This is a genomic window from Loktanella sp. PT4BL, assembly GCF_003201935.1.
Classification (GTDB): Bacteria; Pseudomonadota; Alphaproteobacteria; order Rhodobacterales; family Rhodobacteraceae; genus Yoonia.
In genome coordinates this window covers 1-26,367 of sequence record NZ_QJJL01000015.1, presented here as the reverse complement: position 1 = coordinate 26,367, position 26,367 = coordinate 1, and the positions used below count along the sequence as shown (strand labels likewise).

The 26,367-nt window shown below is 61.2% G+C and carries 26 protein-coding genes; 15 read left to right on the top strand and 11 right to left on the bottom strand.

Features of this window, described 5'->3' with window-relative positions; genetic code table 11:
* The 14 genes from C7964_RS18920 to C7964_RS18860 all read left to right on the top strand — a co-directional run.
* Positions 1-279, top strand: a 279-nt coding sequence (locus C7964_RS18920; RefSeq protein WP_146214897.1) for a lytic transglycosylase domain-containing protein, incomplete at its 5' end; no start/stop codon positions are given.
* Positions 276-569, top strand: a complete 294-nt coding sequence (locus tag C7964_RS18915; protein ID WP_009503803.1) for a TrbC/VirB2 family protein — start codon at positions 276-278, stop codon at positions 567-569. The genes C7964_RS18920 and C7964_RS18915, both read left to right, overlap by 4 nt.
* Positions 562-840: a VirB3 family type IV secretion system protein gene (locus C7964_RS18910; RefSeq protein WP_067294445.1), complete on the top strand. Its 279-nt coding sequence runs from the start codon at positions 562-564 to the stop codon at positions 838-840. The genes C7964_RS18915 and C7964_RS18910 overlap by 8 nt, the downstream gene beginning before the upstream one ends.
* The gene (locus tag C7964_RS18905; protein ID WP_110281124.1) at positions 830-3,205 is read left to right on the top strand and encodes a VirB4 family type IV secretion/conjugal transfer ATPase; all 2,376 of its coding nucleotides are present in this window, start codon (positions 830-832) and stop codon (positions 3,203-3,205) included. Before C7964_RS18910 ends, C7964_RS18905 begins: the two co-directional genes overlap by 11 nt.
* On the top strand, positions 3,202-3,369 hold the full coding sequence (locus C7964_RS20075; protein WP_181417254.1) for a hypothetical protein: 168 nt from the start codon (positions 3,202-3,204) through the stop codon (positions 3,367-3,369). The genes C7964_RS18905 and C7964_RS20075 overlap by 4 nt, the downstream gene beginning before the upstream one ends.
* Positions 3,359-4,513: a lytic transglycosylase domain-containing protein gene (locus tag C7964_RS18900; RefSeq protein ID WP_181417253.1), complete on the top strand. Its 1,155-nt coding sequence runs from the start codon at positions 3,359-3,361 to the stop codon at positions 4,511-4,513. The genes C7964_RS20075 and C7964_RS18900 overlap by 11 nt, the downstream gene beginning before the upstream one ends.
* The gene (locus C7964_RS18895; protein WP_110281125.1) at positions 4,513-5,322 is read left to right on the top strand and encodes a type IV secretion system protein; all 810 of its coding nucleotides are present in this window, start codon (positions 4,513-4,515) and stop codon (positions 5,320-5,322) included. Before C7964_RS18900 ends, C7964_RS18895 begins: the two co-directional genes overlap by 1 nt.
* A 15-nt stretch (positions 5,323-5,337) precedes the next feature.
* The gene (locus tag C7964_RS18890; protein WP_043755065.1) at positions 5,338-5,991 is read left to right on the top strand and encodes a VirB8 family type IV secretion system protein; all 654 of its coding nucleotides are present in this window, start codon (positions 5,338-5,340) and stop codon (positions 5,989-5,991) included.
* Between the two features lie 11 nt (positions 5,992-6,002).
* Entirely contained in the window at positions 6,003-6,689 is a 687-nt protein-coding gene (locus C7964_RS18885) for a TrbG/VirB9 family P-type conjugative transfer protein (RefSeq protein WP_181417252.1), read from the top strand.
* The gene (locus C7964_RS18880; RefSeq protein WP_110281121.1) at positions 6,686-8,065 is read left to right on the top strand and encodes a TraB/TrbI/VirB10 family type IV secretion system protein; all 1,380 of its coding nucleotides are present in this window, start codon (positions 6,686-6,688) and stop codon (positions 8,063-8,065) included. The genes C7964_RS18885 and C7964_RS18880 overlap by 4 nt, the downstream gene beginning before the upstream one ends.
* Before the next feature lie 4 nt (positions 8,066-8,069).
* Entirely contained in the window at positions 8,070-9,056 is a 987-nt protein-coding gene (locus tag C7964_RS18875) for an ATPase, T2SS/T4P/T4SS family (RefSeq protein ID WP_110281120.1), read from the top strand.
* Entirely contained in the window at positions 9,053-9,241 is a 189-nt protein-coding gene (locus C7964_RS18870) for a hypothetical protein (protein WP_110281119.1), read from the top strand. Before C7964_RS18875 ends, C7964_RS18870 begins: the two co-directional genes overlap by 4 nt.
* Complete coding sequence (locus tag C7964_RS18865) at positions 9,238-9,642, top strand: hypothetical protein (RefSeq protein WP_110281118.1); 405 nt, start codon at positions 9,238-9,240, stop codon at positions 9,640-9,642. The genes C7964_RS18870 and C7964_RS18865 overlap by 4 nt, the downstream gene beginning before the upstream one ends.
* A gap of 6 nt (positions 9,643-9,648) precedes the next feature.
* Entirely contained in the window at positions 9,649-10,728 is a 1,080-nt protein-coding gene (locus C7964_RS18860) for a TrbL/VirB6 family protein (RefSeq protein WP_110281117.1), read from the top strand.
* Positions 10,729-11,500: 772 nt separating this feature from the next.
* Here the strand turns inward: C7964_RS18860 and C7964_RS18855 are convergent.
* The 7 genes from C7964_RS18855 to C7964_RS18825 form a co-directional block, all read right to left on the bottom strand.
* Complete coding sequence (locus C7964_RS18855) at positions 11,501-12,760, bottom strand: benzoate/H(+) symporter BenE family transporter (protein WP_110281116.1); 1,260 nt, start codon at positions 12,758-12,760, stop codon at positions 11,501-11,503.
* 37 nt (positions 12,761-12,797) lie between these two features.
* Complete coding sequence (locus tag C7964_RS18850) at positions 12,798-13,604, bottom strand: enoyl-CoA hydratase/isomerase family protein (protein ID WP_110281115.1); 807 nt, start codon at positions 13,602-13,604, stop codon at positions 12,798-12,800.
* A 35-nt stretch (positions 13,605-13,639) separates the two neighbouring features.
* Positions 13,640-15,169: an AMP-binding protein gene (locus C7964_RS18845; protein WP_110281114.1), complete on the bottom strand. Its 1,530-nt coding sequence runs from the start codon at positions 15,167-15,169 to the stop codon at positions 13,640-13,642.
* Complete coding sequence (locus C7964_RS18840; RefSeq protein WP_110281113.1) at positions 15,162-15,668, bottom strand: (2Fe-2S)-binding protein; 507 nt, start codon at positions 15,666-15,668, stop codon at positions 15,162-15,164. Before C7964_RS18840 ends, C7964_RS18845 begins: the two co-directional genes overlap by 8 nt.
* Entirely contained in the window at positions 15,656-16,483 is an 828-nt protein-coding gene (locus tag C7964_RS18835) for an FAD binding domain-containing protein (RefSeq protein WP_110281112.1), read from the bottom strand. Before C7964_RS18835 ends, C7964_RS18840 begins: the two co-directional genes overlap by 13 nt.
* Positions 16,480-19,464 carry a xanthine dehydrogenase family protein molybdopterin-binding subunit gene (locus C7964_RS18830; protein WP_110281111.1) on the bottom strand — a complete coding sequence of 995 codons (2,985 nt, stop codon included), beginning with the start codon at positions 19,462-19,464 and terminating at the stop codon, positions 16,480-16,482. The genes C7964_RS18835 and C7964_RS18830 overlap by 4 nt, the downstream gene beginning before the upstream one ends.
* A gap of 114 nt (positions 19,465-19,578) precedes the next feature.
* Positions 19,579-20,433 (bottom strand): helix-turn-helix transcriptional regulator, encoded by an 855-nt coding sequence (locus C7964_RS18825; protein WP_110281110.1) that lies wholly within the window; start codon positions 20,431-20,433, stop codon positions 19,579-19,581.
* A 692-nt stretch (positions 20,434-21,125) separates the two neighbouring features.
* Here C7964_RS18825 and C7964_RS18820 point away from each other — a divergent pair.
* Positions 21,126-21,635 carry a hypothetical protein gene (locus tag C7964_RS18820; protein WP_110281109.1) on the top strand — a complete coding sequence of 170 codons (510 nt, stop codon included), beginning with the start codon at positions 21,126-21,128 and terminating at the stop codon, positions 21,633-21,635.
* A gap of 240 nt (positions 21,636-21,875) precedes the next feature.
* On the opposite strand, the gene C7964_RS18815 is transcribed toward C7964_RS18820, so the two are convergent.
* The 4 genes from C7964_RS18815 to C7964_RS18800 all read right to left on the bottom strand — a co-directional run.
* A complete protein-coding gene (locus C7964_RS18815; protein ID WP_110281108.1) occupies positions 21,876-22,343 on the bottom strand; it encodes a DUF305 domain-containing protein in 468 nt (155 codons plus the stop codon).
* A 430-nt stretch (positions 22,344-22,773) separates the two neighbouring features.
* Positions 22,774-23,691 carry an Abi family protein gene (locus C7964_RS18810; RefSeq protein ID WP_181417251.1) on the bottom strand — a complete coding sequence of 306 codons (918 nt, stop codon included), beginning with the start codon at positions 23,689-23,691 and terminating at the stop codon, positions 22,774-22,776.
* 420 nt (positions 23,692-24,111) lie between these two features.
* The gene (locus tag C7964_RS18805) at positions 24,112-24,783 is read right to left on the bottom strand and encodes a hypothetical protein (protein WP_110281106.1); all 672 of its coding nucleotides are present in this window, start codon (positions 24,781-24,783) and stop codon (positions 24,112-24,114) included.
* Between the two features lie 336 nt (positions 24,784-25,119).
* Positions 25,120-26,367 (bottom strand): type IV secretory system conjugative DNA transfer family protein (locus C7964_RS18800; protein ID WP_181417250.1); only part of this gene is annotated, 1,248 nt, incomplete at its 5' end.

The following is a 26,367-nucleotide window of genomic DNA, read 5'->3' as shown; positions in this document are numbered from 1 at the left end:
TCAAGTGCGGGTGCCATTGGCCTTGGTCAATTGATGCCAGCAACTGCGCGTGATCTGGGCGTCGACCCGCGTGATCCGCTGCAGAACCTCGACGGGTCCGCCCGCTACCTCGCGATGATGCTGGAAACCTTCGGCGATCCGCATCTGGCGCTGGCGGCCTACAACGCGGGGCCCGATGCGGTCCGCCAGTATGGCGGCGTTCCCCCCTACCGAGAAACCCAGAACCACGTGGCCCGCGTCATGGCTGTCGTGGCCCGATTGGAAGGATCAAATTCGTGAAACAGATTTCAAACCTCTTTGTCGCCTCACTGGCGCTATTCCTGCTGATTGCCGAACCCGCCCTCGCCCAGAGCATTGATCTCTCCCCGATCCAGAGCTTGTTGCAGGGCATCGTCGATGCGCTGACCGGCCCGCTTGGTGTGGTCATAGCCACACTCGCGGTCCTCGGCGTTTTCTTAAGCTGGTTCTTCAACATCATCGATCTGCGCCAGGCGCTTTGGGTGCTTGTCGGCATCGCTGGTGTCGCGGCTGCCCCGACGATCGTTGCTGCGGTCTTTGCCGGTGGTTGAGCGCGCGCCTCTCTTTCTCGGCCTCGTGCGCCCGCCGAAGCTTCTGGGCCTGCCCATCATGTATGCGATGGTCTGGCTCTTCGGCTCCGTGCTCTTGTTCGTCTGGGTCCAGCACATCGCGGTGCTGGGTGTCGCCGCCCTGCTCTATCCGGTGCTGTGGAAGGCCGCGGATTGGGACCCGCGTTTCATCGACGTGATGATGACAGCCCTGCAGGAGACACCGCCCACACGCAACAGGTCCATCCATGGCGGGGACAGCTATGCCCCGTGATGACGCCCGTGATGCTGCGCTCGATGCCCGCACAATGACGCCAGACTGGTATGCGCGCGAGACCCGGCTTGCGCATATGCTGCCCTATGTGAGCCTCGTTGACGACCAGACCGTGCGGACCCGGGTGAACGAACTCTTCCGCTGCATCCGGCTCGAGGGGATCAACAGCTACACGACCGACGATGCCTATCTCGACAAGGTGACGGCACTTTTTGCCCGCATCGTCGCGCAGCTCGGGCCGGAATTCAGCTACTACGTCCACAAGGTCTCCAAGGCCATCAAACCTGATCTCGACCCCATCCGTGAGGACAGCTTCGCGGGCGAGGTAGACCGGCGCTGGCGCGCGAAACTCGAGACCAGCGGGCTCCGCGACAAAACACTGACGCTCACCGTCATTCACCGCCCGCCTCCGAAAAGCCTCCTGCCGCACCTCGGCCGCAGCGCGCCGGACCGACTGAAAGAGGAGACCCGCAAACGCCTGCAGCGCCTCGGCGAGGCCGTGAACGTCTTCCTCTCGGGGCTTACCGAGCTCAAGCCGCGCCTGCTGTCAGCCGCATCGGGGGAATTGGTGGGGTTTCTGGGCGCGCTCAACACGGGCACCGAGCTGCCGCTCTACCCGGCCAACACCTACGGCTTTCTGTCCTTCAACGTCGCCAATACCCGCGTGACGTTTCAAGGCGACCATTTCGAGCTTTCCGAGGGCGTCGTGGGCCACCGCTACGGCAAGAGCTTCACCATCGGAGAATACTCGGAAGGCACCTCCTGCACCATGTTCGACATGCTGAACCTGCCGGTCGACATGATCGTCACCCATTCCTTCACGCCGATCAATTCGAACCTCATGGCGGGCCGCATCAAGCGGCAAAAGCGCCAGATGCAGGCGAGCCAGGACGCAGCCCTCTCGCTCCTGGAAGCCCTCGACATCGCCGCCGATGATCTCGAGGCCAAGCGCCAGAGCTTTGGCGAGCATCATATGGTCGTCACACTCTTCTGCGACACGCTCGAAGAACTGCAGACGCTCAGCGCCGAAATCGTGAACGCCGCCGCGGCCGAAGGCGTGAAGATGATTGGTGAGCGGGTCGCCGCAAAGGCCCATTACCTCAGCCAGCATCCCGGCAACCAGCCCAAGCGCGTGCGTGCCAGCGCCGTCACCAACCGCAACTTCGCAGATTTCGCGGCCTTCCACCGGACACAGCTTGGCAAACCCGCAGCACTTACCCCTTGGGGCCGGGTCGTCACTTATTTGCCCACGCCGGAGCAGAGCGCCTACCGGTTTTCCTATCACGAGCAGGGATCGCCCGACAAAGAACCGACCAGCGGCCATACCCTGATCATGGGTCGGCCCGGGTCGGGCAAATCGGTGCTGTCCGCCTTTCTGATGACGCAAGCCCGTCGCGCAGGCGCGCGGATCTTCGTCTTCGATTACCGTCTTGGTATGGAGATGGCGGTCCGCGCCAATGGCGGGCGCTACGCGTCCCTGAACGCCGGTCAGCCCACGGGCCTCAACCCGCTCTGGACCGAGACCGATGCGCGCGGCACCGCCTGGCTCTCGGACTGGCTTGCCACCCTGCTCTACCGCGCCGACAAGCCGCTCACTCCTGCCCAGACCAATCGCATCCAGGAAGTCGTGCGCCAGAACGCGCAGGCCACAAACCCGGCCCTGCGGAACTGGCGGGATTTCGCATCGCTTTTTGTGTCCACCGACGATGGCGGCGATCTGCACCAGCGCCTGCTCGAATGGACCGAGGACGGCCGCTATGGCTGGATCTTCGGGCAGAGCCTCGAGGACACGTTCTCGCTCAAGGGCGATGTGGTGGGCTTCGATCTGACCGGCATTCTCGACAGCGAGGCCGACAAGGAACGGATGGCGGTCCTGTCCTATCTCTTCCGCCGGGTCGAGCGCGAAATCGAGGACCGCCGCCCCACCATCATCGTGATCGACGAGGCCTGGAAGGCCCTCGATAACGCGTATTTCGCCGAGCGGCTGTCGAACTGGCTGGTGACAGCGCGCAAACAGAACACGGTCGCGGTGATGATGACGCAATACGCAAGCCAGCTCGAGCGCACCCGGACCGGCAAGACCATCATCGAGGCGGTGCCGACGCAGATCCTGCTCCCCAATATCCGCGCGCAGCCAGCGGACTACGCCATGCTGAACCTCACGGAGAAGGAGCTCGATGTCCTTCTCAACACGGGCAGCAACAGCCGCTTGGCGCTGATCCGCGACGATCAGGGCTCGATCGTCGTCGATGCCGATCTGAGCGCGCTTGGACCCAATCTCACCATCCTTGGCGGCATGGAAAAGGGCGAAGCGCTTGTCGGCGCCGATTACCGCGACCGCCCTGATTTCTGGAGGCTTTCATGACCCGTATTTTGATGTTCGTTGCCGCGCTCGGTGCGTTGGCCTCCTGTGCCCAGTACCAGGAACCGCAGGCCAATTGCTTCACCTTCCTCGCGTCCACGGCAACCGTCGCGCCTGATTGTGACTTCACGCCCCTTGGCACCCCGGAGGGCGACATTGAAGTCTAGCCTGCCTCATATCCTGGCCCTTTGCCTGCTGCCCGGTCTCGCTTTGTCTCAAGGCGTGCCGACCAATGACAGTGGGCTGACCGCGCGTGACATCGTCGAGACTGGCGATCGCGAGGCTGACTTGGCCCTTCAGGCCGACAAGCTTGCCGTGCGCGAACTCATTGCCGAGATCGAACGGGAGCAGCTGGAAACCCTGCAACGCATCCTCGATGCCCAGACCAGCTTCGGCGGTCAGGGCTTGCCGGCTATGGTCTCGGGGCTGGAAAGCGGCAGCGGGGATCCGGCCCGGTCAGTCGAGGCGGTCTATGGCAATGCCGACATCGACCCCAATCCCGGCGGTGCGCAGATGTTCGGGGATGCGGCGGAAAACATCGAGCAGCTCATTATCCGCGTGGCTCAGGAGACCAGCGGCTTTGCGGGTGTTGGCCGCGCAGGCCTCTCGCCCGTCCAGTGGCGAGCGCTTCTACAGGCCCTCATCTGGCAGGAAAGCCGGTTTACGATTGGGGCACGGTCTCCCGTCGGCGCCTATGGCCTCACCCAGATCATGCCGGGCACGGCCAGCGATCTGGGCATAAACCCGGAATACTATGACAGCCCTTACCTGCAGGTGCATGGCGGCGCGCGCTATCTCGCGACCCAGCTCAACACATTCGATGGCAACATCATCAACGCCCTTGCGGCCTATAATGCCGGACCCGGCCGGGTTTTCGAGTATGGCGGCGTGCCACCCTTCCGCGAGACCCAACATTACGTCCAGGTTATCCCGGAGCGCTACAATCTCTATCTGAGCCGTATCGGCGGGATCGACGCACTTGGCACGATCGATCCGGCGCTTCTCGCCAATGCCAACCTCTCGCTCACTGGGCACGGCGCGGCCTTCTATGGCAACAACTCACCCGCCGCGATCAGGCAAGCCGCCCTGCGTATTGCGGATATCGTCGAACGGATTTCCGAGACCGAGGATGTGCAGGAGAGCGTTGCGCTCAACACTTATGCCCGCGCCGAACTCGTGCGTCTCGTGGCCGCCCGCATCCGGCTTCAGGCCGCCCGCACCCGCGTGCTCTCCGCCGAAGAGCTGGCCCAGGCCAGCGCCCGCATGGCCGAAGGCGCGTTCATGGATTTTACGATCAGGGAGATTGAATGATGAGACATTTGCTCGTGAGGACGGCCTTGGCCACGACACTTGGGATCGGTCTGCATCTTGGCGCTCTATCCCCTGCCCTCGCGCAAGGCGTGCCTGTCGTCGACACCCAGAACATCGCGCAAAACATCCAGCAGCTGCGGCAGATGATCGAGGACGAGATTCTGCAAAACGAGCAGCTGACGCAGCTCCGCGAACAGCTTGCCACACTCACGGATCAACTCGCGGAGCTGCAAAGAACCTATGAAGCGCTCACCCGCCTTGCCGAACTTCCCGAGATTATCCGCACCGAGATGGAGGACGAGCTGAACGGCCTGCTCGACCAGGAGTTCGGCGATATCATCGCCACGATTGAGGCGATCAAGACTGGGGATTTCTCGGGCCTCTCGGGCTCCGGCGCAGGCGAAATCGAAACCCAGATGGACCGGGTGCTGGCCGATCTCGGCTTCGATGAAGACACGCTCTCGGAAATGGCCACCAGCGGCAATCCCGGGGCCAACCGTGTGGCCACGCAGGCAACAACCGGCGCACTCGTCTCAGCCGCCGCCCAGAACAGCTATGAAGATGCTGGCCAGTCGCTCGAGCGGGTCGACCGCCTTGTCGGGCTCATCGACGACATGGATGAGCTGAAGGAAAGCGTCGATCTCAACACCCGCGTCACGGCGGAACTGGCCATCGCGCTGGTCGCCATGTGGCAGCTCGAAGCGGTGCAGACCGTGGGCGATGGCACAGGCGGCGTGATCGATGCCGCCACCATCGCCGAAGAGCAGCGCTTCATGGACTTTACGCTGCCGGACCTGCGCGCAGACTGATTTGAGGCATGACGCGTGGCGAGTGAACAGGAAATCATCGAAGAAGAGCTGGTCTATGGTGCTCTGCGCCGTGAACGCCTCTGGCAGCGCCTTGGGCTCATCGGGCTCATCTTCGGCATTCTCGGATGCCTGAGCGCGGCGGCTGTCGCGATCCTCGATGTCGATCCGCCGCCTGTGGTCGTGCCCTATGATCCCGCCACCGGCTTTGCCCTGCCCGAGGCTTCGGTGGGCGCGACGTCTGTCACAGCCAACCAGGCGATCATCGAGGCGGAGGTCTTCCGCTACGTGACCGACCGCGAGGTCTATAACCAGCTCGACAACGACCTGCGCATCCGCAGCGTCCTGCGCCGCTCGGACGGAGCTGCCGAGAGCGGGTTGCGCCAGATCTGGAACAGCGCCAACGAGAATTACCCGCCGACCGTCTATGGCCCCAACGCCAGGCTCGACGTGGAAATCCTCAGCATCAACCGGATCGGAACCAACCGCGCGACGGTCCGCCTGCGCAAGCGCCTGACGTCCATTAACGGCACCCAGACCGGCCTCTTCACTGCGACGCTTCTCTTCGAGTTCCGCCCGGAGACCCGCCGCTCCATCGACGAGGTCTGGACCAACCCCTTCGGCTTCACCGTGCGCGAATATTCCATCCGCTCCGACAGATTGGAGAACTGACGTTGTTGTATATGAGATCGCTTATTTTTGTCATTGCCCTGTTGCCCGGCCTCGCCTCTGCCGAAACCATCCCGCGTGGCGGTCCCAACGACAGCCGAGTGCGCTTGGCCACCTACCAGGAGGGTCAGGTCTACCGTCTCAGCGTGTCGCTCACCCATGTGACCACGGTCGAGTTCGGGGAAGGCGAGAGCATCCGCTCGATCATTGCGGGCGACACGGAAGGCTTCGAGATCGACGGCGTACCCGGCGGTCAGGCCTTCGCGATCAAGCCGGTGGCGCGCGGGGTGCATACCAATGTGACCGTCTACACGAACAGGCGCAGTTATTACTTCAACGTCCAGGAGACCCGCAGTCCGACCTTTTACGTGGTCCAGTTCCGCTACCCCGAAGACAATACGCGGCCCACACGTGCCATCGCGACCCAAGCGCCGAACTATAATTACGGTGCCAGCGCGCGGACCGAGTTCACCCCTACCCGTGTCTGGGATGACGGGACGTTTACGTATTTCGAATTTCCGCGGAACGCGCCGGTGCCTGCGATCTTCCGCTACGCCAATGGCCGTGAGCGCACGGTCAACACGCAAGCCACCGAGGACGGCGTGATCCGGGTTTCAGGCGTCAACCGACAATGGGTGCTGCGGATCGGAGAGGAGGTGGTCTGCATCGAGGCCACACCACCTGCGGGGGTAGGCTCATGAGCGATACTGGAAACGCAGACCTCGAGAAACGCCTCGCTGCTCTCGAACAAGGCAAGGGCGCTGGTTCGCCCCCTGCCCCACGGCGCTCACCGCTGCTCGCTTTGGTCGTCGTCCTCGTGATCGGCGCGGGCGGTGCGTTGCTCTATCTCATGTCCCAACCCGAGGAAGAGGAAGCCCTTCCCACGGCCACGCCGGACGTGTTCCAGAACGAAGGCGACGGGTTCGGCGCCATCGAGACCTTGCCCCCGCCCGAGCCCGAGGTTGTGTTCGTCGCACCCGATCCGGTCGAGCCCAATGCTGAGCTTTTGGCGCAGATCACCGCGCTGCAGGCTCAGATCGAGGAATTGCGCAACGCCCCCGAGCCGGTCGTCGAGGAAGACACCGCCGCCGCAGAGGCGATCGACGCGCTGACCGCTCAGATCGCTGCGCTCCAAGCCGCCTCGGAAGCCGCACAGCAACGATTCCAGGACGAACTGACGGCGCGGGATCGCAGCCTTGAGCAACTCCGCATGGATCTGGAACTGGCCCAACTCGAGGCCAACCGCCCGCTCCCCGCACCCATCGGGCCCACCGAGGACGAGTTGCGCGCGCGGGAAGAAGAACGGCTCCGCCGCGAGGAGGAAGCACGGCGACTCGCGGAACTTGAACGCCGCGCGGCCGAGGAACGCGCCTTCCAGGAGCGCCGCATCACCTCACCCACCATCGCTTTTGGCGGCACCTCGGGCGCAAATGAGACGGCGCTGACCGAACGGACTTTTGGCGAGGTTACGGATTTCGTGTTGAACGGCGCGCTGCCCACGTCCGTGACGCAAGCCGAGGTCATCGCCAATCCCTCCAACACGATCATCCAGGGCACGATGATCCAGGCCGTCATGGAAACCGCCCTCGACAGCTCCCTGCCCGGCCAGACCCGTGCCGTGGTCTCCGAAGATGTGTTCAGTTTCGACGGTTCTCGGCTCTTGATCCCGCGTGGATCCCGCCTCATCGGGCGGTATCGTTCGGGCGTTGATATCGCGCAGCGCCGCGTCACCATCGCATGGGACCGGATCATCCTGCCCGATAATCAGACCGTCCAAATCAGCTCCTTCGGGGGTGATGAGTTGGGTCGCTCAGGTGTGACCGGCTTTGTCGATACGCGCTTTGATGAGCGCTTTGGCTCGGCAGCGCTGATTTCACTGATCTCCGCCGCACCAAGCGCCGCCGCCGCAAATGTCCAGGACGAAACAGCCGCGGACGTGCTCGAAGACGTGGGCGATGATCTAGCGGATGCCACGGACAGCGTGATTGGCGACTATCTCTCCATCGGCCCCGTCATCTATGTCGACCAGGGCGCGCGCGTCACGGTGATGGTCGACCGCGATCTGGAGATATTCTGAGCCCATGTCGCTGAGCTATCTCGAAACCTCGCTCGACCGGATCGACGCCGCCGCCCACGACGATGTCATCGAGATCTGCATCAACCCAGACGGCACCTGTTGGGGCGAATTCCAGGGCGATCACTTCATGCGCGCGCTGGATCAAAGGCTGACGGGCGTTCAGGTCAGGGACCTCGGCAACCAGATCGCCTCCTCGGCCAATACCACGATGAGCAAGGACCGCCCCATCGTCTCGGTCTCGATCACCTATAAGGGGCGCCCGATCCGGGCACAGGTCATCACCCCGCCCGCCGTGCTCTCGGCCATGTCGATCAGCCTGCGGTTCTTCTCAAGCCTGCCACTCGAGGGCATTGCGCTCGACTTTCTCTATGGCAAAGAACGCAAGCTCGAAGACCTGCGCGTGGAAAAGAAGCGCGCCTTGCGCGCCGTGGTGGCAGCGGGTTTGATCGATGATGCGCTCGCCTTCTGCGTCGAGAACAAACTCAACATGATTGTCTCGGGCGGCACCTCCACCGGCAAAACCGTAGCCGCGCGCAAGATCCTCTCTCACGTACCGGCCGAGGAACGCATCGTCACCATAGAGGAAGCGGCCGAGCTTCTGCCGACCCAGCCAAATGCCGTGACCCTCATCGCCAATCGCGACGCAGAATTCCAGACCGCCGATGTGCTTCTCACTGCGACGCTGCGCATGCGCCCCGACCGGATCATCCTCGGCGAGGTGCGCGGCAAGGAGGCCATGACCTTTCTGGAAGCCATCAACACCGGCCATGGCGGCTCCATGACCACGCTCCATGCCGAAACCCCGCAACTGGCCGTACAACGCCTCGCGATCGCGGCCCTCAAGACCGAGATCCCGATGACCTATGCCGACATGATCCAGTACATCGAGAACTCCATCGACGTAATCATCCAGGCCGGTCGCCATGACGGCAAACGCGGCATCACCGAATTCTACCTCCCCGGCGCAACTGAGATTGGAATTTCCCAATGAAGACGTTTGAATATGACATCCTGTTCTTTCCGGTGAAGAAGCAAAAGGACTACGACGAGGTGCGACGTGCTTTGAATGAGCGCGGCGCGGAAGGGTGGGAGGTTATCACCGCCGAAGCCGGCGACTACGGCTACACCACTTTCTTGAAGCGCGAGACTGCTGGTACGAAGGCGGCATCAGAATGATGCGAGCCGTTGCAATCGGAAGCCTGCTCGTCGTTCTTGTCGCAACCGCTGGCGTCGCTGAACGGAACCTGATCCCAACGCTCGACAACGAGCCAGATGTTTGTCCCGACCAGCCTCCAGAGCCACAGTGGATGAAAGACATCGATGCACGCGAGTCCCACAAACGGCTGCTGATCCAACAAATCTACCGGGCACAAAGCATGCAACGCATCGTTGAAGCCCAAAGCTGTGAATGTCCAACGCGGTATCCTTCTTGGGAGGCAGCCGAAGGCGTCTTCGTCGAGCATTTCGCCGCATCTGAATACTGGGACATCGTGGAAGCGACTTCAGATTACCGACGGCAGGCAAATGAGCTTCGGCGCGAAGCCATGCCAATCTGCCAAGTCGCTGGAAACTGGTAGGGTTCCATGAGCGTCGTCACCTACTTCGTGGAAACGGCTGAAGGATATCTCAATACCGCTGCCGAGACGCAATTTGGCGCGGTTGCCGCAACAGTCGGAACGACGCTCGTACTCGGCACGACACTCGTTGTCATCCTGGTTTTCATCAACACGATCTACCAATATCGGGCGATGGACGGGCGCACGGCCTTTTGGCTCGCCGTGAAAGTGGGGTTGATAGGTGTCTTCGCGACAAACTGGGTCCAGTTCAACATCCTTGCTGCAGCGATCTTGAATGGAATCGACAGCATTGCAGGATCGCTTGTGGCGTCTGTCGGCGGCGGATCACCCGGTCCGTCCGGTACCTTTGCTGAGGAGTTCGACGACCTGATTGCAGCGCTCGGCGATTATCTGAATGCCGCGGGGTCTGAATTGAACTGGATGGCCGGTGCCCTGTTGGACACCCTTGGCGTTCTGCTGCTCTCGATCCTCGGTGGTTTGGCGGCATTCATTGTCGTTGCGTCTCGGCTCATGATCGCTCTTCTGATCGGGATTGCGCCGATCATGATCTTCCTGACCCTCTTTGAAGTGACCAAGGATTATTTCGCGCGCTGGCTTTCGGCGCTGATTTCCTTTGCGATGTACCCCATCGTCGTTGCTGGCGTGTTCGCGACGATCACGGGTGTTTCGCGTGCGCTTCTTGCTGAGCTGGGCGACCCGGAAGGGGCCTCCAACATCGGCGCGCTCATTCCATTCTTCATGATGGTGCTGATGGCAAAGGGGTTCATCATAGCAACGCCCTTCCTTGTTCGAGCCATTTCTGGAAACATCATGATGCCAGCGCTCTCAGCTGGATTCGGCGGTAGCTATGCCTTTGCCCGAGGGCTCGCAGGCAGCCAGCAAGTCTACAACCGATACGCCATCGGAGGTGCGACTGGCGCGGAATACGCAGCTCTGCGCGCACGACAATTCTTTGGTGTGCAAGCGTTGCCAAGTCGACCCAATTCTGCGGGAGGGCCAACGGCAGCTCCTCCCGGCAACGCGACCGGCACAGGAGCCCGAATGCTGGCGCAGCTTTCGAGGCTGAGTCGCCTCGGTAGGCGGTGAGGCGACAGCGACAAAAACCTGCCAAAACCGCAAAGTTTTTGCCGGAGGGTTTTGTCCTGGCTAAGCCGTTGATCTTGGGAAAGGTGGAGTGTTTGGACAAAAACGACCGTTTTTGGCGCATAGGTTCTGTCAGGGGGTTTGTGTCCGCTTTGCGGACTTTGCCGCCGTTCGGCATTCACACTTTAAGGAGTGCTTCCGGCCCAATGCGGACCGTAGCGACAGTGTGGAGCGCCGCATAGCAGCTTCACTAGACCGGCCATTCGCTGCAACTGCAAAATCTGCGAGAAGCTGATTCATACAGTCTGGACCTTTCTGCCTTTTGCCACGACTGCTCGATTCGCGCTGCGGGTGCGAAAGTAGTCAGGAACAGAGAGTGGAAAACGGTCGTTCTTTGAACATGCAAAAATCATCAAGAGACTTTGGGAGAATTGCAACTCAGCCTTGGAACGCGGAAAGCACGACGGCAAAGTTCCTCGACACTCTTGAACTAATTTTATGAAGAACTCTCAGCCGCCGAATCTGAATCGGTTCGAGATCATGTTCGGGAAACGGAAGACAACGAATGGCGACAGGCGACAGGCGACAGGCGACAGGCGACATAGGCCACTATGCGATGATGTCGGAACGTCAACGCAATGTTCGAAATCTAATGTCTATCGCCGTCTCGCCAGTTCGACAGGATCGCGGCGGCGACAAATAAACATTCGTGGGTGGGGGTGCAGTGCTCTGGCTGCCCCCCCATTTGGTCGCTCTTTCAACTTGGTACCGTTCTTCAGGACGCCGGGGTGGCCACAGGCTTGGCTCTGCCCCCCCGTTCATTCAGCATCGACACTGCGGCACCTGCGACTAGGGCCCAGAAGGGCGCGCTGATGCTGAGGAACGATACGTTCGACATCGCGACGATCAGCGCGACAAAGGCACCGATCTGGTGGCCCGCATTGCGATCGAAGGCGGACTGGAACGCGCTCAGAAGGACGGTAATCATCGCCAGACCCGCAACGGCCCCGATCAGCGGTCCTGGCAGCGCCATAATCAACGGCACCGCGACCCCGGCGAAGACCCCGAAGGCCGCGAATAGCACGCCGTTCAGGACTGTAGCCGCATAGCGACCCTCGGGGTTCTCGCCGGCCTGATCAGACGAACAGATCGCAGTCATGGGCCCCGCGATGTTAGCGTTATGGCCGCCGATCAGTCCCGCCAGCATGCCGCCGATGCCCGAGATCACAGTCATCGCGTTGATCGGCGGGCGGTAACCCTCGGCGTAGAGGACCCCGATGGCCTGAGCGTTCTCGGCCCCGATGACCAGCACGGCCAGCGGCACGGCAATGGCCAGGAAGGCGTCGACGGTGAACACGGGTGCGGTAAACTCCGGCGCGACAAAGCTGATCGCCGCCTCGCCGCCCTGAAAGCCCCCGGTCAGGGTCACGGCCACAAGGCCGACGACCAGTGCCGTCAGCACCGGCGGAACCGCGCGCAGGAACCGCATCGACAGGAAGAAGGCGATGGTCGCGGCCCCGACCACGATGGGCAGCTTTTCGATCGAGGTGACCGCCCCAATGCCGAAGCGGATGAGCGCGCCTGCGATCATTGCCATGACGATGGGCATCGGCAGCCAGCGCATCACCTTTCCAATGAGCCCGGTGATGCCGAGGACGAACACCATTGCGCCCGCCATCAGGAACGCTCCGACCGCCTGTTCGAAGGGAAACGTGCCAAGCGCGCCCGCGACCAGCGCTGCGCCCGGGATCGAATAGGCCCCGGTTACCGGCAGCTTGTAGTAAAGTGCCATGATCAAGCTGATCAGCCCGCCAAGGCCATAGATCGCCAGCAGCCAGGCTACTGTCTGCCCCTCGGTCAGCCCGCCATTATTGGCCGCCCCGATCACGATCAGCGCCGGGCCCGAGCATCCGAAGATCGCCGCGACCAGTCCCGCGCTCGCGGTCTTGATGCCAAGCGCCTCGCGCAGGCCCGACAGGCCAGCGCCGAAGCCCGGTCCCTTCTCGATCCAGTTCGATTGTTCTGTCTGTTCCATTTGGGTCTCCTCCCTTGAATGTGGTATCTTGGCCGTCTTAGCGGCCGGTGAATGCGGGCTTGCGCTTGTCGTGGAAGGCCTCGACGCCCTCGCGGAAATCCTCCGATTGACGCAGGCGACTGTAGTTCAGCCCTTCCATCTCGATCGCGGTGCTGAGAAGCGCGTCATCGGTGTCGTTCAGCAGCTTCTTCGCGGTGCGCTGCGCCATGGGTGAAAATTCACGCAACTCGGTGACCAGGTCGGTCACCGCCTGTTCGAGATCGCCGTCGGGCACGCATTCGGTGGCGATACCCCAGTCGAGTGCTTGTTGACCCGGTATGCGCTTGGATCGCATGACGATGTCCTTGGTGCGGGTGACGCCGACGATTTTTTGCAGCCGGGCAGAACCGCCCGAGCCGGGGATCTGGCCCAGTTTCTGTTCGGGCAGCGCGTAGCGACAGGTCTCGGACACGAGGCGGAAATCGCAGGCCAGCGACAGCTCAAAGCCGACGCCGAACGTGTAGCCACGATTGGCCGCGATCACCGGCTTGGAGCAGCGCGCAGGCGCGGCAATGTTCCAAGCCAGATGCGAGACATGCTCGGGGCTTGCCTCAAGGAAGCCCTTGATATTCCCGCCCGACGAGAAGTGCTCGCCCTCGCCCGAGATCACGATGATGCGCACGCGGTCATCGGCATCGAGGGCCTCGAAGACGAGGCGGAGCTGATCGCGGGCTCCCATCGAGATCACGTTGTAGGGCGGTCGCGCTAGGATGATGTCGGCGCGTTCATTGCTCGCATCGAGCTGCACGTGGAAGCCGTCGAGCTCGGAGAGGCGCGGATCGGTAAAGGTCATTGTCTCGGTCATAGGAGTATCTTTCATCTGGGTGTCTTTCTCTGGACTTACGCGGTGGTGGTCTCGGCCGGTTCGGCCTCGTATTCGCCCGCAACGAGCAGACGGCGGAGGAGCTTTCCGACCGGGGATTTCGGGATTTCGCGAACGAAGACGTAGCGGCGCGGACGGCGGAAATTGGAAAGGTCCGAGCTGCGACAATGGGCGTCGAGATCGTCTTCGGTGACATCGCCGGCGCGCTTGACGAAGGCGGTCACGACCTTGCCCCAGCGCGCATCCGGCAGGCCGACCACCGCGACCTCGGCCACGGCGGGGTGCAGCGAGAGGCAGCTTTCCACCTCGACGGGCGAGACGTTCTCGCCTCCGGAGATGATCATGTCGTCGGCGCGGCCTGTGACGAACAGATCGCCGTCCTTGTCGAAATGCCCGCAATCGCCGGTGAAATACCAGCCGTCGCGGATCGCCTTGCGGTCCGCCTCGGGGCGGTTCCAGTAACCCTCGAAGGCCTCGTCGCCCTGCATGGAGGCAACGATTTCACCTTCCTCGCCCGGCGCGCAGATCTCGCTGGCATCTTCCGCGCCGAGCGGCACCACGCGCAGGCGCTGGTTGATCGCCGCGCGGCCCGCCGATCCAGGCTTGGCCGCAGCGTCCTGGCAGATGGAGAAGGTGTAGATCTCGGATGAGCCGTAATGGTTCACGAAAAGATCGGGCTGAAAGGCCTCCGCCAGTTTCTGCAACAGGCCATCGGTCATCGACGCGCCGGCAAAGCCCAGCTTGCGCACGCTTGCGACCCGGTCCGGCGTGAACGCGGCGTGGTGGAAAATGTCATGATAGAGCGTCGGCACCAGATAAAGGTTGGTAACCCGATGCGTCTCGATGGCGTCCAGAGCGCCCGGCACGTCAAAGCGCGGCAGACAGATGAAGGCACCGCCGATCACGCTGGCCGACAGGAGCGACCGGATGCCCATCGTGTGATAAAGCGGCATGACGCCCAGCGTCCGCTCGCCGTGGTGATACATGTTCTGCGCCACATGGGCGACGGCGGCGGCGCGCTCGGCCCGGTGGCGACGCGGCACGCCCTTGGGCTTCGAGGTCGTGCCGGATGTGTAGAGCATCACCGACAGATCTTCGGCTCCCGCTTGTGGCACCGCGTCGGGCGCGTGGCCCGCCAGCAGCGCCGCGAGGCCCTGATCGCCGCCCAGCGGTATGACTTTCAGGCCGTGCGCCAGCACCGATCCGGCTACCGCATCGGAAGCGGCATTGTCATGCACCAGCACGCGGGTCGAGCTGTCGCGCAGCGAGTGGTCCAGCTCATCGGCGGTGACGCGCCAGTTCACGGGCGTTATCACGATTCCGGCAAGCTGGCAGGCCCAATGCAGCGAAGCATTCTCCCACCGGTTCTGCATTGCCGTGACGAGCGTGTCGCCCTTGCGCAGGCCGATCTGGCCAAGCCCATCCACCAACGCACTGATCCGGCGATACCAGTCGATATAAGTGATTGTCTGGTCCCCTTCGGCGATGGCCATCGCGTCGGGGTCGCGTTCCACGGACGCGAGAAAGCTGGTTCCGAGGTCAAGCATCGATTGGTCCTCCCTTGATGCGGTTGCGGGCGGCCAGTGCCGCCTGAACGATGGGCGCGTAACCCGTGCAGCGGCACAGATGGCCCGAGAGCGCCTCGCGGATCGCGTCTTCATCAGCGTCCGGTTGGCGCGAAAACAGCGCGTCGAGCGTCATAAGGATGCCCGCGGTGCAGAAGCCGCATTGCAGCGCAAAATGCTCGCGGAAGGCCTCCTGCAATGGGGTCAGCGCATTTTCTTTCGCCAGTCCCTCGACCGTTCGGATGTCGCAGCCCTCAGCCTGATGGGCGAGCATCAGGCACGCGCGCGCGGGCTCTGCGTCAACCTGCAATGTGCAGGCCCCGCAGACACCATGTTCACAACCAACATGGGTGCCGGTCGCGCCGATCTCGTGGCGCAAGACATCCGTAAGAAGCGTGCGCGGGGTCACCCGGGCCGAAACTGGACGTCCATTCAGAGTGAAGCGAACCGGGTGCGTGTCGTCTTGGGTTAGTCGCGGCATGACAAAGCCTCCTTCAGGGTTGCGCGGCCGAGTTGCCGGACCAGATCGCGGCGGTAGCGGGCCGTCGCGTGCAGGTCGTCGCGGGCCTGCAGATGCCAGGCGAACTCGTTCAACCGCTCATCGAGACCCTGCGCATCTGCGGGTAGATCGAGCGTGCGGGGCATGTCGGCGACGCCGCCCACGCTCAGCGTGGCGGTGCCGTCGGATCGGGCGATGGCGGCGCAGGCGACGATGGCGAAATCACCATGGCGGCGGGCCACTTCGCGGAAGGCATATCCGGTGCCCGGCTTGCGGGCCGGGAACGACACCGAGACGATCATCTCGCCGGGGGCGAGGTCGGTGGACATCATGCCATGGAAGAAATCGCGCGCCGCAACGGACCGCGTCGTGCGGCGACGGCGCATGGTCACGGTGCCACCGAGCGCGATCAGGCAAAGCGGAAGCTCGGCGCTGGGATCGGCATGGGCGACAGAGCCGCAAACCGTGCCGCGATTGCGCAGTTGCGTGTGTCCGACCCATGGCAGCGCGGCGCGCACCAGCGGCAGGCGATCCGCCAGATCCGGCCAACGTTCAAGCGTGCTCTGTCGCACGGCGGCCCCGATGGTGACATGATCCCCCTTGGCCTCTATCCGCGACAGCTCCGGGATGCGGGTGATGTCGACGAGTGTGGCAGGGCGCGCGAGGCGCATGTTCAGCATGGGCACCAGAGATTGGCCGCCAGCGATGACCCGGGCCTCGGTGCCACCCTCGTGCAGCGCTTGCAGCGCTTCGCCCATCTCTGTGGCGGCGACATAGTCAAACGGGGCGGGCTTCATGACCGACCTCCTTTCGTGATGCGGTGGAAAAGGCCCGTGAGCCGCGCGAAAGGTCCGCTGCTTGCGCCGCCACCGCAATGGCGGGCCAGCGCGCGGAAGAACTCGCCGATCACAACCTTCGCCGCGCCGTCCAGAAGCCGTCCGCCGACCGATGCGACCTTGCCGCTGATCTCGGCTTCGTAGCAATAGGCGATCTCGGTGCCGGCGTCGGTGTCGGTCAGGGTGATGCGTCCATGTCCGCCACCGGTGCCAAGCGCGCCGACGGCTCGGCCTGACAGGGTCACGGCGTTGGGCGGGTCGAGGTCCGACAATTCGATATCGGCCTTGTAGCGGCCCCGGACCGGTCCGACGCCCAACGTAACATCTGCGTTGAAGCGCGTCTCGCCGACCTTCTGCACGCCGTGCGAGCCAGGAATGATCGCATCGAGCGTCGCGGGATCTAGAAGCATCTGCCAGACATCGGTGCGGCTTGCCTGCACCACGGTGCGGCCTTCGCCCGTGAGCTTGCGCCCGCCTGACGTGGCCTTGGCTTTCATCTCGGGCACCGGGTCTTTCGCGCCTGGCTCGTCGCCGAATATATGCGGCGCGAGCTTGGCTCCGGTCACTGGCAGGACGATATCAGGCGCATTGCCTTCGGGGGCCAGCGCGTCGGCCACGGCATTAGCGATGCAGACGGGCGTCGACATGCAATTGCCTTCGCCCACACCCTTGGCCCCGAGCGGCGTAAAGGGAGACGGCGTTTCATGATGCAGGATGACCGGTTCGGGCACCTCCATCACCGTGGGCAAGAGGTAGTCGGCCAGCGTGCCGGACTGGAACGATCCGTCCGTACCATACGCATATTCCTCAAGGAACGCCGCCCCAACCGCCTGGGCAAAGCCGCCGCGCACCTGTCCGTCGACCATCGCGGGATGCAGGATACGCCCGCAATCGTGCATGGTGACGTAGCGGTCTATCTTGGGTTCTGCGGTCTCGGGGTCGATTTCGATGCCGCAGAAGTCGAAGATGAAGCCGTGACAGAGCGAGGAATTGATCCCGTCCTCGGCGGTCGGGGCCTCCAGTTCGGGCGGACTCCAGAAGACCGTCTCGCGCAGCGTCTGATCCACGCCGTCCGGCAGGGTGCCCGGCGACCAGTGCGCCATTGCGGCCGTCCGCGCGAAGGACAGGCTGTTGTCGGAATTCCCCTTTGCTGCAATGCGGCCCGCCGCGAAGGACACATCCTCGGGCGGAATGTTTAACTGCACGGCCGCGACTTTGGCCAGCTTGTCGCGCAGACGCGTTGCTGCGATTTCGGTCGCACCAGCGACCGCCGGGGCAAAGCGCGATGCATAGTTGCCCGAGGCGATGGACCAGGCATCGCGCATCGTGTCTACATCAGCCAGAACCCGCACCGCCGCCATAGGTAGTCCCAATCTGTCGGCCACCACCTGCGCCAGCACGGTCCGATGCCCCTGGCCCTGAGGGACCGAGGCGACCTTGACCGTGACTGAGCCGAGCGGGTCGATTGCGATGGTCGCCGTCGCCTGCGCACCGTTCTTGGGCCCTGCCTTGGCGCGCTCTTCAGGGGTCAGGACAGTGGTGATGTAGCCCATGTTCGACACGGAGGGTTCAACCACGCAGGCAAATCCGATGCCGTAGTGGCGGCCTTCAGCGCGGGCCTTGTCGCGGCGGGCGTAAAGGTCGGCCAGACCGCCTTCCGCGACCGCGCGGTCCAGCGCCGTGGCGTAGTCGCCCGAGTCATAAAGGGCACCGCTGGCCGTACGGTAGGGAAAGGCCGCGGCGGGGATGAGATTGCGGCGGATGACCTCGAGCCGGTCCAGCCCGAGATGTCGCGCGATGGTATCCATTAAACGCTCTAGCGCGAAATAGATCTGCGGGCCGCCGAAGCCGCGATTGAGGCCCGTCGGGGTCTTATTGGTCAGCACAACGCGATTGCGGATCGCCATGTTCGGGATGTCGTAGGCACCGGTCATGTTGCCGTGCATCCGGTATAGCGTGGCAGGCTCCGGCGCGCGCAGATGAGCGCCGCAATCCTCGATCTGGTCCCAGTCGAGCGCGGTGATCTGTCCGTCCGCCTTCACCGCCGCCTCGATCCGCGTCTGACGATTGGTGGCCGAAACGCTTGCCGACAGATGTTCCAGCCGGTCTTCGATCCATTTGACCGGCGCACCCGCGATGCGCGCAGCGATGCCCGCGAGGATCATGTAGGGAAACACGCCCTGCTTGATCCCGAAGGAGCCGCCGGAATCGGGCGGTGTGCGTAACCGCAACCGATTGCCCGGTACATTCAGCGAACGGGCCACCACAGCGTGGATCGAAAAAGGGCCCTGGAAATTCGCGGCAACGTCATAGGCATCTTCGCCCGGTTCGTAGCTGGCGATCACGCCGTAGGTCTCGATCGGAGTGCAGGCGCTGCGTGGATAGGTGATATCGATGCCAATCCGGTGCGGAGCTGCGTCGAACGCCGCCTCGGGATCGCCATAGCGGAAGCGCCGTTCGTTGATGAGGTTGCCGCCGAGGCTGGGATGCAGCACTGGCGCATCGTCCGAGAGCGCCGCGACGGGATCGATCACCGCGTCGAGAGGGGCATAGTCAACCGCGACCAGATCGGCGGCATCCTCGGCCAGGTATCGGTCGGTTGCCACGACCATGACCACTGGTTCGCCGACATAGCGCACGCGGTCCACCGCCATCGGCCAGCATTCGACATCGGCCTTCACGCCCACGGTCATCGACCGGGAGCGCGCGGCGACGTCCTGTCCGGTGATGACGGCGACGACGCCAGGCGCGCGGGCCGACTCCGTGGTGTCGACCGACCGGATGTCGGCGTGGCCATGCGGCGACCGCACGAAGGCCAACGACAGCGTTCCAGGTGCCACCGGCAGGTCGTCGATGTAACGCCCGCGCCCCGACAACAGTGCCGGATCCTCGACGCGTGCGACTGAGCGGCCGACAAGTGGCTCTATAACCGTATCTTTCATGTCTCCTCCCGGCTTGGCATGGGCAAGCCCTTGGGAAGGGACGTTAGGCGCAGGTCTGCTGACCCCGCGATACCGCCAGGTCTCAGACCTTACCGAGGAGTCTCAAAAAAGGCGTCAGCCGCTGTCGCGAAGCGCCGAGACATCGCGGAAAATGCTGGGCGAGGACCCTGCATGGTCGTGAAAGAAGCGTGAGAAATGCGCCGGCACCGAGAAGCCCAGATCGTTGGAGATGTCGGAGAAGCTGCGGGTGTCGTTTGCGACCGCCTCCACTGCGCGCTCGACCCGCTGAGTGTTCAGATAAACACGCGGGGAAATGCCGGTCTCGGCCTCGAACAGCCGGAAGAAATGCGCGCGGGACACACCGCTTTCGCGCGCCAGCCACCCCATCGAGGGAATGCCGGCCGGATCCGCGCGCATCAAGGCCAGGGCCCGCGCGATTCGCCGATCGGGCGCGCGCATTGCCATGGTCCGTTCCCGGAGCGACGGCAGCGCCTCGCGCCAAAGCGCCAGCCGCTCGATGATCGAGACCATCAGCCGCCCGATCAGCCGCTCATGTGCTGCGGCGTCGCCCGGTGCCTGCACCATCGCCTCGGCGGTCTCACCGACCTGGCGGCGGATCTGCCGGGTTATGGAACCTCCCGGATGCGGAAAAAAACCAGGTCCCGCGCTTGCCTGCCAGTTGCCGCGAAACGCGCCGAGCCAGTTCGGCTCGATGTAAAGCGCAAGGATGATCGTCGGCGGCTGACCCGCGCGGTGCACGTAGCTGTGGTGTTCCCAGGCGTTGACGAGCACGGCGCTTTCATCGGTCAGCGCCACGCGCCGCCCGCCCACGTCAAACTCGGTATCGGCACCCTCTACCTTCAGCAGCACGTGGCATTGCGCATGGGCATGCTTGACCAGGGGCCGGTCCATATCAAGCAGAGCGACCCGGCCGAACGTTCCGATAGCGATCCTCAGCGCAGACGACATCCCGAACCGTTAACAGTTTTGGCGACCCAGTCAATCTCGTTCGGCTATAGGCATCACGACGGTTTGGCGTTTCGGGACGTCGTCGGCGGCGCTTCAAAAGTCTGTAACGTCAGGCGGTTTGCAGATGCCGGATACCACGAACACTCAACGTGATCGCAATCTAGTCGGCCCAAAATATCTGTTTCGTTGGTACGGAGATCGCTCCGCTTAAACGCAGATGCCTATAGCCAAACTGAAGACTCCTTCGGCAACACAGAAGTCATTTCCTTTCAGCTGCACGTAAGCCGGAACTTCTTCCAAATTTCAGGCGTGTGCGCGGAGCAAAGCACTACGTCGTCAGTCGTAGTTCAGAGATAATACGTTCAGATATCGAATGATCGATTCGAAAGAAGGAGAGCTGGAAGCTGACTTGCAGCGGTGCAGCGTGACGGTTGATGTCGAGACAATCTGAATGGCCGCTTTCGCTTGCGGCGGAGGAAGTTGTCACACTTGCAGCGAAGTTTCGGTTCCCGCCCGCAGTGTCGATCGACGTGGACGGCCCAAACCGGACACTCGCCTTGTCGTCAGACGCTGCGCTGCAGCTTTGCGGAAGCTGTCATTTATCGTAAGCGCAGCAATCTGGTAGACAAAGGAATGGCCACATGACTTCTTGGCTGTGAAGAATGCCTATTTGACCTCGAATTGAGACCAAAGTGCCGGATACTGACCAAACCATCACCTTCGACCAGATGAAGGGTACTATCGGCTCACTCTTGTATCTTTGGTCGGGGATCGAGAAGTCACTGAACGTAGCAATTGAAAACCTGCACGGAGAGAATGTTCCCAGATCGGTTCATGGCATATCGAGGTCGATCGATGTGTGGTCTCTTGCGATCAAACAAACGGATCAAACCAGTACACTTAGGGCAGACCTTTGCGATCGCTTGGTCAAGATGTTGAAGGAAGCTCTCGTGATCAGGAATCTCGTATGTCACGGATTGATTGGCATCTCTGCGCGGCTTCATATCGATGACCCAGAAGCGCACCTCAAAGTCCAGCTTGGCGACGATATGCGCCTTCTGACTTGGCATCAACTTGACGAAATGTTCAGTTGGATGTCGAGAACTAGATGGCTCATCAGAGACTTAACCGAGGCCGCCATACAAAATGATCCTCAGCGAGCCAATGATAGACTGCTCAGTTGGGTGAATTTCCCCGAGTAACAGTAACGGCCCAAACCGGACTTTTATGACGTCCGCAGCGAACGGCAAGAATGAGCCCCTATCACTCAATGCTGCAGCGCTTACGAAAGGCTTCTATGACCAATGAGGCAAAACCCTTCAACACTGTTTGGCTTGTGAACGAGGTTTGTAGCGGCGCAGAACTGTTTACCGCCGAGCCTTTCCAGAAATGTGCGTTTTGGAAGGGGCTGCACAGCTTTCAACTATGCAGCCCATTTCAAATCAGTTCACGTTTGCTGTTAGCCAATTTTTCATAAGCTCAATTTCACCAACCTGAGCTTCCATGATTTCCTCAGCAAGTTTAATCATTTCTGGATCATCGCCATGGTCGAGCAGGACCTGCGCCATGTCGATGGCACCTTGGTGATGCGCAATCATGGCACAAGCGAATGCGACATCGGGATCTTCATTCATCATACCTTGCTCCATGGCAGACATGGTAATCATCATCTTTCGCATATTTACCTGAACATGTTCGGGAGAGTCGCTGAGGTCAGCGCTCTCAGGCGCCATCATTCCATCACTATGGCCCTTGGCTGAATGGTCCATGGCTGAATGGTCCATTTCACCCATTGTGGAAGATGTGATGCACTGTTCGGGAAGCTGGAATTCAGTATCTTGAGCCAAAGCTGGGAGCGAAAATGCTGCCGCTGCGAGCGCTGTTGAAAGGGATAACTTCACAAAGTTCATATTGAGTTTTCCTTAGAGTTTGAACGCAGAGTGGGCGCAGATGCGAACCCGACAAACTCATAGCTAATCCTTCCAGCAAGTGGAGGGTCAAATACTAACGGATCACAGCTTCGAGAGCATCCAGAGCGCCAGACCAATTATCGACGTTCGCTATTCATCACTTCATTCAATATATGCGTTCCCAAAACTACCGTTCCTTGAACAGCTCGCCTAAACGGACCTTGGCGCACATAGAACCAAGGTCTAAAAAGTGCTGCTTAGCGGTTATCTGTGCAGATCGCAGGGAATGACCGGTTGCCGCGAAAGTAACGGCGTCAGCGATCGGCTCGGCGCTGCCGTTCACCGGGCAGTCCGTCGCTGCCATGCAGCTTCCCCGAACCAGCCTTTCGTGACATCGTGCAGCAGTTTCTGATGGGTGAATGTCAGGGTGTTAGTTCCAGATAGCCTCGTGTTCCCAGCCCTCCGGGAACCCCGCGGTCTGTGGGCGGATCTCGTAAGGGAGGTCTTGGGTCAAGATCATGTCGCGAAGACGGATGTGCCACTTGGTGCGCGGATAATACTGCCGCAGCATGAAGATCATGATGACGATCGCGCTGTAAATCTTTTTCGTGGGCGCATCGTCCCCCATCCTGGGCTGGCGGAGGTGGTCGAGCTGTCCAAATGTCGTTTTTGGGGGAACTCCTGGGCTGTTAACCAAGGGCTTGTTCCACGTCCGAGCGTGATGTGCGCAGCTGTTGCGGACGTCATTGAGCGCTGTGATCCATGAAGCGAATGTCTTCATGGGGAGGTCCGGGTCAATGCGCGCCGCGATTGCCATTTTGTTTTTGTCGGACAGGTGGGCGATAATATGGGTCAGGTTGCCCCAGGTCCATGTTCCAGCCTCGATCCAGATCGGTGGAGGACCAAAGTACTTTAGTGCGAAATGCTTCGCGAAGTCCTCTTTAGAGCTTCTGAAGTGCTGATCCAGTCCGGCTATGAAGAGCTCGAGAGGCGTGTTGCCATCTTCGCCCTTTTCGCTGAAGCTATCCTTGTATGAGCGTCTGTCGCGATGCGCATGTGGTCCCAGCTCCCCAAGGACTTCAATCATCGCGGTTCTAACCGCGATCTCGATCCGCTCAATCGCGTCCAGAAGCTCGATGCGCAAGGCTTTGTCGAAGAGATAGAAGTTGATAGCCTGATCGAAGGACGTACCCTCTTTGAACTTGTCGCATCGAACCTTCTGCTCCGCCTCGCCGTCCGGCGTTGGGATCGGGCAGAAGTCACGATACGGATAGGCAAACGCGCTGAGCCGGTAGTATCCGATGCGGTGTAGGGAGCGCTTGGCATGGACCCGATCAGGGATGTCCATACCTCTCATCATCATAATGTCGATGCATTCATCGATCGACTTATGCTGCTTAAGATACTTCAATGTTGATGCGGCGATGTCCAGAAATTAGAAGACCGGGCTGTAACGAGGCGACTGAGGCCAAGTCAGGGAGCACCGGTCATAAGGCAAAATGATTAATAGTGTCACGGCCGACAATGTCAACATTGAAGATGAGGCACCGCACGGTGGAGCAACGCGGGAAGGCATCACGCGAGGATAAAAATGCATGTATGTCAAACTGGATCAGATGTACAAGCTGGGCTGACCCTGCCTTCCGGCGGTGCAGCGCCTGATTATGGCGCTTTGGGTGGACTGACGCCCACGTCAATGACGGCCGCCAGCCCGAAGCAGATTTGGGTCAGCTTCCGGCAGCCCAAAAGCCGACCTTCAGCTAGAATATTAACTCTCAGACCCCTTAATTTTGCTCAGGAAGTCCGTCCTGAGATTTTCATGCTCAAATTTATGTTCGTCAGTAACGAAGTCCGCATCTCCATCACGATGCATAAGTCGTAAACTCGAGAAACGCACGCCCTCTGGCGCGTCAATGCCCTTGTAGTTGAGCCGGTATAACTGCAACTCCAAATGATCAAAAAGCACCCTGCATGCTTGATGAATATCGTCGCTTATGTACCTTTCCGGTTTTAGGTCTTGTGCGGCTTTCGGGACTGGGTAGCGCCCGTGGTAGGGGACGACGTCGGAAAGCATTGCGAGTAAATTTCGCTCTTCACTGTTTAGTTGGACGGTTCTTAGCCGGTCGGTTAGTTTGACGAGGTCGTGACCAAGCAGATGCTTACCTAGTTTTCCGCCATTTAGCAGTTTTGGTTCTTCTGAGATTAACAAGCCCTTAATCAAGTTTTCAAAGGACAAGCCATGCAACAGCAGAACTGGGCGGGACACTAATGGGCGGCCGTAAATTTCACTTCCACCATCAGCATGACCGATGCTGTAAGCAATCCACTGGTCTTTCGATTTTTTAAAGATCTCTTCGGCGGTATCCGCGAGTTCACGCGCATAACTGTACCAGAACTCCGGCGCAGCCTGTTCAATAAATTGCTTTTCCGTGTCGGTCATTTGCGGAACTTGGGACCGGGAGTATCTCAATACAAGTCTGGGTTGTTGGGATAACCAAAATTCGCGACGAATAGGACACAGTGGTGGCTTCGACTACCGTTGGGAAGTCAAAAAAGGGTTTAGGTCAGACATTACTTCGATGTCTGTTCTCAGGACGGACAGGGCTTTGCAAACTCCGCTTCCTGCGTACAGCCGACTTTGGTGCGCAGCGCAGCATAGGGGCTTCGGTATGCGACGGCTTGAATGGCCGCTTTCGCAGTTCTGGCACAGTACCTTTGCAGACGGAGCTAAGGCCCGGTTTCCGCCCTCCCTGACAGACAGGCGATGCCTGCCACTTTATCGAGCAACTAGCTTTTGACCTCCATCCTCTCGCAACATCGCTTCCATGTCGTTCAAGCCATCGACTGCAGAACGCATCTGCGCTTCATCTTCCACGCCCACTGTCTCGGCATCCGCAACCTGGCCCCCAAAATCCATTTCCATCTGTCGCTGTTCCTCGGCGATTACGGCTTGAACGACAGGCGCAGTCTTCTTTGGGGTGACATCGGTTTGCCCTGACGATTGGCCATCAGCAGCCTGGCGTGCGGCCTCAACGTCGGCTTCTGTTCCCCCTGGCCCATCCGACGGCGGAGTCATCGGCATGGCGCGCACACTCAGCGGCAGGTTCCCCTGCGGCCCACCTCCCCCGGGCTTTGGAAACGGCAACTCCCCTGTCTGCGCCGCGTGGATCGCCTTGAACAGCCGGTCGTCAAAATACTGGATCCGCTTTGCCCGGACCGGCATCTGGGCATCGATGACCATGACTACCTCGTCGAGCGGTAGGCGGCGCGCTTCATCTTCAGGCAACAACGAGCTCTCTTCAGTCCGCGTGGATTGGCTGCGGCCCTCGAAAGGGTTCTTACCGATGGACTGCGAACGCGTGATGACGGTCTTGGTGGTCTTGCCGACAGCCTTGCTGAGCTCTTCGACGGTCTTTTCATCCGAGGGTGTCAGGTAGAGCTTCACGCCGGCGTTGCCCTGCAGGGCGCGGCGGGTGTTCTCGCCGTAGATATCATCGAGGGCGGGAATGGTTTGGGTGACCACGGCCAGGTGACCGCGATAGGTGCGCAGGGTCTCGATGCTCTCGACCACGATGGGCATTTTGCCGAGGCGATTGAACTCGTCGAGCATGATCATCACGGGCCACGGCTCGTCTGGCCCGGGATCCCTTTCCTGCATGGCGGAGAGCAGGTCGGAGAAAAACAGCCGGATCAGCGGCGCGAGCGGCTTCACCATCAGCGGCTGGACCACGAGATACACTGAAAAGGGCTTCTTGCGGATCGTGCGGAAATCAAAGTCCGACACCGCCGTCGCCTCATCGATCGCGGGGTTCTGCCATTGATCGAGCCCCGAGGTCATCAGGAGCGAAACGTAAGACGTCAGCGTATCGTTGTTGGTCGAAGCCAGCCGCGTGAAGATCAGCTTGGCCGCCCTGTTGTCGACCTCGTGGCCCCGCGCGAAATACTCCTTCTGCTTGTTCCCGCCCGAGGCCGCGATGCGGTAGATCTCGCCCAAGGTCGGACGCTTGCGCTGGAACGCCAGCAG